Below are 12740 nucleotides of genomic sequence, written 5' to 3' on the forward strand. Positions count from 1 at the left end.
TCCACAGGATTCTCTCTATACGCAAGTGTTTGAACACCTTTAAAACGCAGACTATGCATAAGACGCATCAAAAAAACATACCTTTATGCTGTTCTAAGTCCGTGATACGCTCTACGCATAGTGACCTAAGGGGGATAAGAGTATGGCTACCAAGTTTTTACCAGAAGACCGCATGGACAAGGATACCATCCTCAACCTTTCCAAGCGTCTGCGGGCTGAATTCCTCACTCCATGGATGGACGCCATCCCCATCAGCATCATTGTCGTCAACCAATTCCGGCAGATCATTTTTTGCAATGAAGCTTTCAAGAAACTGTCAGAGCGAATTGTTCCTGAAGAGATCATGGGGTTGCGCCCTGGAGAGGCCCTGAACTGCGTCCATGCCTGTATTGAAGATGGAGGATGCGGTTGTTCGGAATTTTGCGAGGAATGCGGCGCAGCACTTGCCATTGTCAGCAGCCTGCGTGGCAACGCGGACTGTCAGGAATGCCACATGCTCCGCAGGCACCCAAACGGTGAAAGCCCTCTTGATCTGCAAGTTTTTACCAACCCCGTTGTATTTGACGGCTACACCTTTACCCTGTTCACAGCGCTGGACATCAGCCATGAAAAGCGCCTCAAATATCTGGAGCGCACCTTTTTCCACAGACTTATCAATGAAGCCGGTGGCATAGCCACGCTGGGCAACATGATTACCAAAGGCAATTCAGATGCCGACATGGCTGAGATGCTGGAAGCCAGCGCAATGGAAATGCTGCGCGACGTTGTCTACCATCGCGATGTGACAGCGGCCGAAACTGGGCGGCTTTCAGTCAAGCCAAGTATTGTTCATCTTGGTGAATTCCTTCGCTCTGTAGTCGATGAAATGTTCCGAAACAATCCATCGGTCAGAGACAATATCGATGTTGCTGCAACTGGCGTTGAAATACTGACCGATCCGAGACTATTGCGGCATACGCTTCGCAATCTGCTGATAAACGCCCTTGAAGCTCGTGAGGTTGCCCGCCAGAAGGCTGGCAGAGCCGATCCGGTGCATCTTGCTTGCACCAAAGAGCCCGAAGGGGTGGCGATAACCGTCACCAATGACGGCACAATCCCCAAACGCATCAGGCTCCAGCTTTTTAAACGCTATGTTTCGAGCAAGGGGAACGACAGGGGGCTTGGCACCTATGTCATCAAGCTGTTTACCGAAAATTACCTTCAGGGCAGTGTCTCCTTTGTTAGCAAGGACGAAAAAACACAATTCACCCTGCTTCTGCCTGAAGCGTTACAAGAATAGACCGCCATACCCGCTATGTTGCCGATTCGTTGCGGTGACGGCACGAACATCCCTTAGGGCTTCCCCCCCCCCGAAAAGTGGGTAACCATTGTTTTTTGCATCAAAAAACGTAATCCCCCCAATAGATTTTTTCCGCAGTACTTGGAGAGGCCACCTGGCATGGCGTCTTCCGCGTTACCCCTGTCCGAATCGCATTAAAGATGCAATTCGTGTAGTCATATAGATATATACACCTTTTCCCTGAAAGAGCCCGGTGCAAAGGTAATTATACAATATATTGCACTTTGCTATTATCAGAACGTAAAAAATAATCCTATTGCCTCAAAAGATATATTCAATTACCATTAAATAAACACTTTATTTTGAATAAACATACAAAGTAACCATCATCTTAAAGGCTGCAAAAATGCATGGGTAGTATGCCCGCCATCATTCTTGTGCAAAATGCATCGCTGCTGCTTGCCGTAGCACTGCTTGCAGACACGTTTATCGAAAAGTGGTGTAGTGCGACTTCACTCCCTGGTCGGTTTGTAGCGGGGGTATTCCTTGGTGCAGCAGGGGTTTGCCTTCTCTCCCTCTCCTGGGCCATGCGCCCGGGGCTGATCTTTGACGCCAATTCGATACTCCTGTCCATAGCCGGGCTCCTCACGGGGGTAGTTCCCACCCTGGTGGGCGCTGCCATAACCATTTTATACCGTCTGTATCTGGGGAGCATGAGCGCCTGGACCGTTGTCGCAATTCTGGTGATGGCGTCTGCAATCGGCATACTCTGGCGCACCATCCGCCACAACGAACTGACCGCCACCAGCTGGAAAGAACTGCTCCTTTTCGGATTCGCCGTTCATGCAACATCGCTTTTGCTGATGTTTACGTTGCCCCTGGGCCTGGGTTTCGACGTGTTCAAGGAGTATGCGCTCCCCTTACTGCTCATTTACCCCGGCGCCACCATGCTTTTGGGCCTGTTCATGATCCGCCGCATACGCCGCACCAAGCTCGACCAGGACATGCGTGAAAGTGAAGAACGTTTTCGGGCTTTATACGGGGCGGTTGTCGATCCTGTCCTTGTTGCGGATGCAGACACAGGCATCATTGTTGATTGCAACGAGGCTGCGGAAACATTTTTTGGTCGTGCAAGAGATGCAATCCTTGGCCACCACCAGCGAGAGATGCACCCTACACAATTGCTCGAAAAAAATGGCAAGACGAAAAGTTTTAAAAGAGCCAGCACCAGCTTACGGCGCGCACATGACGTCAAAGTCGAACGAATCGATGGTGAAACACGACTCGCCCACGTCCAGTCATGCGTTTTTCCCCTAGGGGGCAGACGCCTGGTGCTCGGCCTGTTCCATGATATTACGGAAAACAAACGTACGGAAGAAGACCTGCGAAAAAGCCAGGAACGCTACCAACTGCTCACCGATAACATGCGTGACACTATCTGGGCCTTGGATGCATCACTAAACTTCAATTATCTTTCGCCCTCGATTGAGCTCCTCTTGGGATATACGCCGGAAGAAATTGCCGCAATCCCCCAGTCGGAGTTCATCACCCAGGCGCAGTACGATAAATTCATTGCCCATCTAGAGATGCTGCGTCAGAGCCCTGACCCTGGCAGCGTCATGTCAGAAGTACAGTTCCGTCACAAAAGCGGCAAAAATATATGGGCAGAGTACATTGCCACCTCCGTGGCTGACGAAAATGGTAATTTTGCAGGCATAGTCGGTGTGAGCAGAGACATTTCCGAACGCAAGGAATTTGAAGAAGAACTCAAAAAGAAAGAATCTAAATATCGCGAGATTTTCGAGCGCGCTCCAGTGGGAATTTTCCAAACAGACTCTTCAGGCAAGGTCCACCATATCAACCCGGAAATGGCCAAGATACTAGGAGTGGACTCACCAGAAGAAGCCATACGCCACTACATTGACATGCCCTCAACCCTCTATGTTGACGCTGAACGCCGTAAAGAGTGTTTGCGCCTGTTGCAAAAGGATGGCTATGTGGAGAATTTTGAATACGAGGCCAGACATGTAAGCGGCAAGCACATTTGGCTTTCCATGAATGCCCGTACCCGTAACAGCCAGGGACTGGAGCCGTTTCTCATTGACGGTTTCACAACAGACATTACGGCACGCAAAATAGCGCAACAGGAACTGGAACAAGAGACAAACCGCCGTAAAATGCTGATGGACAACAGCAGTGACGGCATTTTGATAATTAGCCAGGAACACAGGATCATTGAATCAAACAAGCAATTTGCCAAAATGCTTGGCTATACCTCACCAGAAGAGATTTTAGGCATGCACACGTGGGATTATGTTGCCGATATGACCAAAGAAGACATTACGAATTTCTTTCCAGACCTCAGCAAAACGCGCATCTATGTTGAAGGTCAACATCGGCGCAAAGACGGTACTCTGTTTGACGTAGAAGTCAGTCTGAGCGGTATCGCCATTCAAGAGGAGAACGTTGTTCTCGCCATTGTCCGTGACATTACCAAGCGCAAGCAAATGCAAGCAGATTTGATGCTTGCAAAAGAAAATGCTGAAGCCGCCAGCTCTGCAAAAACAGAATTCCTTGCTAACATGAGCCATGAAATCCGCACCCCTATCAATGGCATACTAGGCATGCTACAACTATTGCGCACTTCAAAAATATCCAAACAACAAGACGAATATGTCATGGCAGCGGCAAATTCAGCCAGACGACTTACACGCCTTCTTACCGATATTCTGGACTTGTCGCGCATCGAAGCCAATCGGATAACTATAGAAATGGAACCATTTGATGTCAGAGAAGCCGTAGAGAACGTATTTGCATTGTTTCACACGGCGGCCGGCCAGGCGAATTTACAACTCGTATTCAAGGATGATCCAGGCTTGCCGCAAAGGGTAATGGGAGACCAGGTCAGATTGCAGCAGGTGCTGAACAATCTGGTGGGCAATGCGATCAAGTTCACAAAATCGGGGCAAATAACCGTGGCTGCGCAAGCCCTGTCTGTGAATGAACACGATGCTTGCCGCATTCTCTTTTCTGTTACAGACACAGGAATCGGCATACCTGAAGAAATGCAGAAAAAACTTTTTGAGCCTTTTGTCCAAGCCGCTGTCGGCTACACACGTGACGTTCAGGGCGCCGGCCTCGGTCTTTCCATTTCAAAACGCCTGGTGGAACTGATGGGGGGCACACTCTCCCTTGAAAGTACCGTAGGAGAAGGCACTTCCATCCATTTTTGTCTTCCTTTTCGTGTGCTGCAGCCAGCCCCTTTGCCGACCATCTCTTCTCCCCCCCTTACGGGACGTCATGGAGTTCTGAAAATTCTCTTTGCCGAGGATGACGAACTCAACCGCGTCTCCACCATGGGCTTATTGCAAAAATACGGGTACAACGTCCACGCAGTGAAAGACGGTCAACAAAGCATCGACGCATTGCGTACCGACGATTACGACGTCGTGCTTATGGATGTTCAAATGCCCGTTATGGATGGCATTGAGGCCACAAAATGCATAAGAGCGGGAGAAGCAGGAGACAATGTGGCCAACATTCCCATTATTGCTGTAACTGCCTACGCCATGATGGGGGACGAGGAGAAATTTCTTGCTGCCGGCATGACCGGCTACATAGCTAAGCCAATTGAAATTGAAAAACTCATTGATACGATAGAGAAATTATGCTCCAAATAGGAATTTCTTCTGTGCATGATGCTCATTAACCCGAGCAGAACAAAATCTTTGCTTCATATTTTCCTGATTTTGAATTAGGAAAACTCAAATACAAATTTGTTCATCTGCAAAGGTTTTTTTCCACCACTATGCAACTTCCCTCCTCCACACGCTCCCAATCTCCTGAAACTCCCCAAAAAAACCCACAAATGGTTGATGGAGAGGTTTTTTCCGCAGTTTTCGAACAGCTCCCCACTGCGTGCGTGCTCCATGACGGTCAGGGGAACATTCTTCACGTCAACAATGCTTTTTCGCGCGGCCTTAATTCTTTCAGTACGCACAAAGCCGCCACAACCGCTTTGGACGATCTGGACCAACCGCTGCGAGACACTATTATTGCAAGCCTTGTGCGCAATGACACCACAATTTCACTCTCTTCCCCGGATGGACAAATAAAACATTTTTCCATGGCGCACAGCATGGTGGCGCCGCAGCTATTTGCAACGACATTCACCCAGATAGAAAAAGCCTCTACAGCGTCGCGCACCATTGGCGCACTTTATGGGATAGCAAACGCAATCAGCTCTACCCGTGATATTTCCGAGCTATACGCTGAGATACACATAGTTCTTCATAAACACGTCGACGCAACGAACTTTTTTATCGGCGTACTTGATGAAGAAAATGACAGGATCGTGTTCCCCTATTTTTCTGATGAAAGAGATGAATACTATGATATTCACAATGTGAGTTCTGCTGATGTAGATAGTCTTACACTACGTGTCATCCGCACCGGACGCCCGCTCTTTCTGCGAAACACTGATCTTGAAGAGCAAAAGCACAAAGGTGAAATAACCGTGGTAGGCACAGACCCTGCCGTCTGGCTTGGTGTACCGCTCATGCTGGGGGGCAATACCATTGGCGCCATGGCCCTGCAGCACTACGAAAACCCTTGGCACTATGACGAGGAAGACGTTGCCTTCATGATGGCGGTTTCAGAACAGGTAGCCGTGGCCATTGAACGTAAGCGTGCAGAGGAACAGCTTTCACGCCTGAACGAAATGCTCGAATCCATGGTTGCCGAACGCACGGCAGAACTTGAGAACAAGGCGCAAGAACTGGAAGACGCCAATGAAAGGCTGCAGGAACTGGACAGGATAAAATCAGCGCTGCTTTCATCCGTTTCCCACGAACTGCGCACCCCTCTGACTTCTATCATGGGCTTTGCCAAGCTCATCAGAAAAGACTTTCTGCAAATCCCCCCTCCCCCCCTTTCCCCGTTGTCAGAGAAAATGCAAAAGAAGCGGACGCGCATCCTGTCCAATCTAGAGATTGTCTCGCAAGAAAGCAGACGGTTGACCCGTTTGATAACCGAGTTTCTTGACCTGGCAAAAATCGAATCAGGCCACATGGTATGGTACGATCAGCACGTTGATCCTGAAAAGGCAGTGATCGAGGCTGCTGGAGCAGTACAGGGATTGTTTGAGCATACCGATGCTGTAAAACTTCGCATTGAAATGACCTCCAAGCTGCCGCAAGTGCTTATAGACCCCGACAAATTGCGCCAAGTGTTCCTCAACCTGCTTCATAATGCAGCGAAATTCACCAAGGAAGGTGAAGTCGTTCTCTCCGCCTCCGCCAGCAACAATCACCTGAAGTTCTGTGTCAAGGACACGGGTGTGGGCATTCCCCCCGCCATGTTGGGGCGCGTGTTCGATAAATTTTTCAAGGTCGATGAAAACGCCGCGGCTTCAATCCCGGGCACGGGGCTCGGACTCGCCATATGCAAACAGATTGTGGAACACTATGGCGGGAGCATTCACGTCATGTCCGGCCCTGACTCTGGAAGCGAATTCCATTTCACCCTCCCCATCACACCTGACAACACACCGTAATCACCTCATCAGTTTTCTACTACAACATTCTGGAATACTTACTGTCATTGCCAAAAAGGAGTTGATCATGATCGCACGAGAATGGTGCGCGCAGTGCCCCTTGGAGCATAAAAACGGATTTCTCAAATACCTGCAAAAGACGGGCGTACAGGACACTGCAGCAATCCAAGGATGCCATGGTGCGCAAATCCTCATACGCGAAGAACATGAAACCGCCAGATTCAAACTGATAACCTACTGGGATTCCATAGAGGACATTGAAAAATACGCGGGGAATGCAATAGAGGTGGCGCGACTATATCCTGAAGACAAAATATACCAACTCGTACCGGACACGCATGTTCTTCACTACGAAGTGGCCCTCGCCACCTTTCTCTCTGGCGATTACTAAAAAAAGACCGGCTGCCTGCTTCTTGCAGCAAACAACCGGTCATGGAATCGCATACATTCACCCGCGCCAATCATTTTATCGATCGACTCGGGTGCAAATACGGCCTTCGCGCCCTCGGTGGCGGAACCAGGCGAACTAGTACAGCAGATAGCGCTGGATGGCCTTATGCACTTTCACACCCTGCGCCTTGTCACCCGCGTCTGCAACCTTGACCATGACCAACGTCTGGCCAGGGGCGATTTCATTCATGTCTACGACCACAGGCTGCTCTCCCAAGGTACCAACGATTTCAGCGCCTTCAGCATCAATGTCCTTCTCTTCAATAACAGCAAATTCACTATACAGACCATGTACACTGGAATCGAAAACAGCAGTCTTGGAAGCGCTGTATTCGTAGGTAACCCACCCGTTGGTATAGGCGTAGTCCATGCCGCCAGACTTCTTATGGGCGCAGCCGGCAAACTGTGCAACAAGCAGTAAACAACAAACAACGGTTAAGCTTCGGGTCAGGGCCATGTGGTCTTACCTCCTCGTCTTGGGTCGATTAATCGGTGAACCTACGTCTCCCGTTGCCAGCTTCACCGCAGGGCTATTGGTTAAAACCAAGCCGCGCGGTTCTATCGCCCCCCAAATATTATGGCCTGCATCACATGGCTTATTACAATGCAAAAACTCCGACTTGCGCACTTCAGAAATCTATCAGCAAGTCATATGGAGTTCAGAACTCCCTCTTCAAAAGAAAACAATCTTCTGAAACTGTTTTTCATATACGTAGCGTCTTCACCAACAGCAAACCAACACCATGAGCTATTCTGATCTTCCTATTTTATATGACTAAACCAATACCATTCCCGCTCTAACTTGGTCAAGAATTTATGAAATATAAGTATTTTGGCGCTGCTCCAGGAAATGAGAATGCACCGCACGCTGAAATGTAATAAACATCCAAAAAAAATATCATTGGATGGACACATTGGCAGGATTATGTTTTTTTAGTTCAATCTGGATAATTTGCTGGTTGTATCTTGAGTAGTACGTCGGGGGGAGTTGTTTGATGAGTGTCGTTTTTACGAAAAAGACTCTTAGCTTGCGATACGCGTTCTACTTATGAAATCTATCCTTTCACAGTTTTTTTCCCTACGTCTTCAAAATCTTGCAGCAGCAAGTCTTGCCGCATTCTTATTTTTTACCCTGTGCCCGCATGTCACAAACAGCGCAGAAATCCCCTTGACGGTTTCTGAACAGAAATACCTGGACGAGCACCCCGTACTGCATCTTGGAGTGGGTATCGCCTTCCCCCCCTTTCAATACGTGGAGGAGGAAAACGGGGAAAAAGTGTTCAAGGGCATGGTTTCAGACTACCTCAAAAGGATGGAGGAGCTTCTTGGCATCCGCCTGGTTCCCGTTTTGGGAATTTCTTTCAAAGAAGCGCTCGAAATGGGAAAGAAGGGGCAACTAGAACTGTTTCCCTGCATCGCAAACACCCCTGAACGCAATGAATACCTTCTCTTCACGCGCCCCTATCTTTCATATCCGCTGGTCATCATCACCAGGGACAATGCCCCCTTTGTGGGGGGAATAGAAGACCTGCACAACAAGCGCGTCGCCGTCATCAAGACTCTGGCGAACTACAGCAAACTGGCCAATGAGTACCCTGACCTGGATATCGATTTCATCTTCAAGTCAAACGCCCAGTCGCGGCTTGAAGCAGTCTCTCTGGGCGAGGCAGACGCCTGCATAGCCAACCTGGCGGTAGCAAGCGCCATTATTCGCAAAAGAGGCTTCTCCAATCTGCGTGTTGCTGCCCCAACCCCATGGGGTAACAACAAACTGGCCATGGCCGTACTGAAAAATCAGCCCGAATTGCTTGCAATCCTGACAAAAACACTGGGCGCCATATCAGAGCAGGAACGCATGGCAATCCAACAACGCTGGATAAATCTCGAATATGAGACGCTCACCAACCCCCGCATGGTCAGGCGTCTCATATTGCAATTCACCATTGGGGGGCTGATTATCCTGGGCATCATGCTCTGGTGGAACCGCCGCCTGCAACGTGAAATAAACGAACGCAAACGAGCGGAAAACCAGCTACGTGAAAGCCAGAGCTTCCTGGGCAACGTCCTCACCAGTATTCAAGATGGCATTTGCGTGCTTTCACCGGACCTGACCATCATCCATGCCAACAAGACCCTGGAGGACTGGTTCAAGGAGAGCATGCCCCTTATTGGCAAGAAATGTCACTTCTGCATACATGATCACGAAAAGCCCTGCGAGAGCTGCCCTGCTCTGCGATGCCTGCATTCCAAACAGACTGAAATAGAAACCAAGCATGGGCCGGCCAATAGCAGTATTGAATGGCTGGAGGTCTATTGCTACCCGGTTATTGATGAGAGCACCGGAGAGGCAGTACAGATCATTGGATTCATACGTGATGTAACGTCACGAAAAAAGGCTGAATTCGCATTGCAGCAGGCACATAAAGAGCTGGAACAAAGAGTGGAGGAACGGACCAGGGAACTGGAAGAAGCCAACCAGAGCCTCATGGAAATGGACGAACTCAAGTCCGCCTTTCTGTCCACAGTGTCCCATGACATCAGGACGCCCCTGACCTCGGTGCTTGGCTTTGCCAAGCTGGCAGCCAAGGATTACGAAACGCTTCTGGCTGAAGACGTCTTCCCCTCGGCACCCCACAATAAACGCATTGAACGCATCCGCGGCAACCTGCAGACCATTATTTCCGAAGGCGGCAGGCTCACACGTCTGATCAACGACTACCTGGACCTTTCCAAAATCGAAAGCGGTCGTGTGGACTGGAATGACAGCTCCATAGACCTTAAGGACCTGGTCGCCCATACCATAAGCATCATGTCATTCGTCATTGCGGAAAACGACAGACTTGACGTCCAGACCTCCGTCCAGGAAGGACTGCCCCCCATCTGGGCCGACTTTGACCGTATGCTTCAGGTGCTGGTCAACTTGGTGGATAACGCTGCCAAGCACACACCGGAAGGAATCATCTCCGTAACCATGGAGAAAACCTCCACAGGTGGCCTGCGCATTGAAGTCGCAGACCAGGGGCGAGGAATTCCCCCCGCTGAGCTGGCGAAGATTTTCGATCGTTTCTATCAGGTAACCCGTGATGATACACTTTCCGACAGGGCTAAAGGCACCGGCCTGGGCCTGGCCATTTGCAAGTTGATTGTGGCGAACTACGACGGCGTCATTACAGCTCATTCGCAACTGGGGAAGGGGAGCACGTTTACTATTGAATTTCCTCCTACAATTTTCTGCTAGAAAATCTATTTTCTCTATACGAACAGTAAAACCTTTCCTCATCTCTTACCGCGCTTTTTTCCGCCTTCCCCTGTTGCTTGCGGGCAAGAACATGCCCAACTTTTCAATATAGTATATCATTTCAAATCCTGTAGGCGTTCATCCTACAGACATATTCTTTTTTTTTGACACCAACCTTCCCTGCGTTGCCGACAGCGCTTTTCTTGGTTGCCCTGTAGAAGACTAAACTGAAGAGACTTGCCCACCTGCAGCAAAAAACAAGTGGAACATGGGCAAGAAGGTTATGGAGGCAACCATGAATACAGGTTCAGAAAAAATCCAAAGCCAGGACAACGGCAACGTTTCCAAAACCCTGGCGGCAGGGAGCATAGCTCCCCATACACCCTGGAAAAAGCCAGACTACCTTGTCATGGCCTACTCCACCCAAGGTGAGCTTACCTACGTTAACGAGACGTACTGCGACTATTTTCAAATGGAAAAAAAAGCTCTCTTGGGAAAAAACTTCATCCATCTCGTGCCAAGAGAAGACGTTATGCACGTGAGCCAATCCGTCAGCAAACTCTCACCTGCAAATCCTGCTTGCAGCATAGCGCACGACGTGCAGCACGATGGCGACGGCCTTCGCAGACAACTGTGGGTACATCACGCATTTTTCACCCCAGAGGGCGACACTGCGGCCTACCTGGCAGTGGGCATTGACGTCACGGCCCGATCGCATGACCCCGAATATATAGACACGATGGTTAGAGATTTAAGCCATGTTCTGAAGACCATGCGGAAAGAGCTCCACAACCAAACAATGTGAACGAAAAAATGGTCATTTTTCATTCAATAGAGATACTTTGCACAGCCGTGGATCAGTAGCGGCAGAGCTAACATTGCTATTTGCAATACGGAGGAAACTATCATGCAGAACCTGACAATCGAAAAGAGCAGTAATTTCGAAAATGTCGTTCCATTTCATTTCTCTCCTTCTGCACCTGAAAACGATGCAAGTGCCGAAAAAGGGATATTCAGAACGATCTTTGAAGAAGCCCCCCATGCCATGCTCCTGGCAAATGAAGGCGGCCAGATCATCGACGCCAACCCGGCAGCCAATAAAATGTTCACCATCAGATCACTCATTGGCAGCAGCCTCTCCTCGATTTTTGCAGAAGGGGAGTCACTCTGCAGAGCTTTTTCCTCCATCAGCGATGAACAACTGACATCCCGTATCTCCATCCCCACCAGCAAGGGAACGGTTACGGGTGAAGTACACGTCAGCAAGCTGGAGAATTTCGGTTGGGGCACCCCGCAAAATGGCATCTACCACCTGCTTTTCGATCCCAAGCCCTTGCCCCGTAAACAGGAGCCGGAAAAGCAGCCCGATACTCAGGTGCATATGCGTGACGCCCTTTACGGCGAAGCCGCACCCGCCTCTGCAGCCATTGACGTCGCCGTGGAACCACACGACATCGCCCACGATAAACCCAGGACGCAACCCAAAAAACCCGCGTCTGCAATCCATGCGAGCAAGCCCAGTGAATACCGCCCCGGCATGGCCGATCCCCTGTTTCAGGTTTTGACGCCGCGGGAAATCGAAGTATGCCGCCTAGTACGCGATGGCTCCTCCACAAAGGAAATCGCCAGCAACCTGCACCTGACCTTTGAAACAGTGCAGACCCACCGCAAGAACATCCGCCGTAAACTGGGGCTCAACGGAAGCAAGGCTTCCTTGCAAATGTTCATACGTACCAGAGGGCGCCTGGCTCCAGCTCAATGGGCCTGACCCTTCGCCTTCTGATGTTATATAGCCTGAGCACAGCTTCCACCACGCTGTGCTCAGGCATTTTTTTGCACTCCGAGTCTACCTTTGCGCTGCAGGACAAGCGCCCTTGAGCCAACTGTCATCCAGGCAACAAGCACAGCGGCAGCCTTGTTTGCATATTTCGGCAGGAGAGGTAAAAAACTGCACGTTGGCGGATGCGACGGACTCCCATTTTCTAACAACAAAGGGATTCAATGGCTCGCTGGATAATCATCACGGGGTGCATTCTTGTGGCAATCGGTCTTGTATTGCACTTTGCCCCCTGGCTGCTGCACTGGTTCGGCAAACTCCCCGGCGACATCCGCTATGAATCCGGGCGCACCAAGGTTTTCATTCCCATCACATCCATGCTCGTAGTCAGCATAGTGCTGACCATTCTGATAAACATCTTCCGGCGCTGAAGCCCTTCCTG

The 12740-nt window shown here is 49.9% G+C and carries 9 protein-coding genes; 8 read left to right on the forward strand and 1 reads right to left on the reverse strand.

Annotation, left to right across the window (positions count from 1 at the left end; translation table 11 throughout):
- Nucleotides 1–142 precede the first annotated feature (142 nt).
- The 4 genes from ACZ5EH_RS02270 (at nucleotide 143) to ACZ5EH_RS02285 (ending at nucleotide 7224) form a co-directional block, all read left to right on the forward strand.
- Nucleotides 143–1279, forward strand: coding sequence for an ATP-binding protein (locus ACZ5EH_RS02270; protein ID WP_464276522.1), 1137 nt, complete (start codon nucleotides 143–145; stop codon nucleotides 1277–1279).
- Between the two features lie 410 nt (nucleotides 1280–1689).
- A complete protein-coding gene (locus tag ACZ5EH_RS02275; protein WP_464276523.1) occupies nucleotides 1690–4959 on the forward strand; it encodes a PAS domain S-box protein in 3270 nt (1089 codons plus the stop codon).
- Nucleotides 4960–5087: 128 nt separating this feature from the next.
- Nucleotides 5088–6833, forward strand: coding sequence for a PAS domain-containing sensor histidine kinase (locus ACZ5EH_RS02280; RefSeq protein WP_464276524.1), 1746 nt, complete (start codon nucleotides 5088–5090; stop codon nucleotides 6831–6833).
- A gap of 67 nt (nucleotides 6834–6900) precedes the next feature.
- Complete coding sequence (locus ACZ5EH_RS02285; RefSeq protein ID WP_464276525.1) at nucleotides 6901–7224, forward strand: antibiotic biosynthesis monooxygenase; 324 nt, start codon at nucleotides 6901–6903, stop codon at nucleotides 7222–7224.
- 135 nt (nucleotides 7225–7359) lie between these two features.
- Here the strand turns inward: ACZ5EH_RS02285 and ACZ5EH_RS02290 are convergent, their stop codons facing one another.
- Nucleotides 7360–7740 (reverse strand): DUF3568 family protein, encoded by a 381-nt coding sequence (locus tag ACZ5EH_RS02290; RefSeq protein ID WP_464276526.1) that lies wholly within the window; start codon nucleotides 7738–7740, stop codon nucleotides 7360–7362.
- 711 nt (nucleotides 7741–8451) lie between these two features.
- On the opposite strand from ACZ5EH_RS02290, the gene ACZ5EH_RS02295 reads away from it, so the two are divergent.
- From ACZ5EH_RS02295 to ACZ5EH_RS02310, 4 genes are all read left to right on the forward strand, one after another.
- A complete protein-coding gene (locus tag ACZ5EH_RS02295) occupies nucleotides 8452–10521 on the forward strand; it encodes an ATP-binding protein (RefSeq protein WP_464276527.1) in 2070 nt (689 codons plus the stop codon).
- A 295-nt stretch (nucleotides 10522–10816) separates the two neighbouring features.
- Nucleotides 10817–11326 (forward strand): PAS domain-containing protein, encoded by a 510-nt coding sequence (locus ACZ5EH_RS02300; RefSeq protein WP_464276528.1) that lies wholly within the window; start codon nucleotides 10817–10819, stop codon nucleotides 11324–11326.
- A gap of 102 nt (nucleotides 11327–11428) precedes the next feature.
- A complete protein-coding gene (locus ACZ5EH_RS02305; protein WP_464276529.1) occupies nucleotides 11429–12289 on the forward strand; it encodes a LuxR C-terminal-related transcriptional regulator in 861 nt (286 codons plus the stop codon).
- A gap of 233 nt (nucleotides 12290–12522) precedes the next feature.
- A complete protein-coding gene (locus tag ACZ5EH_RS02310) occupies nucleotides 12523–12729 on the forward strand; it encodes a DUF2905 domain-containing protein (RefSeq protein ID WP_464276530.1) in 207 nt (68 codons plus the stop codon).
- Nucleotides 12730–12740: the final 11 nt, after the last annotated feature.

Source organism: Desulfovibrio biadhensis (genome assembly GCF_055388615.1).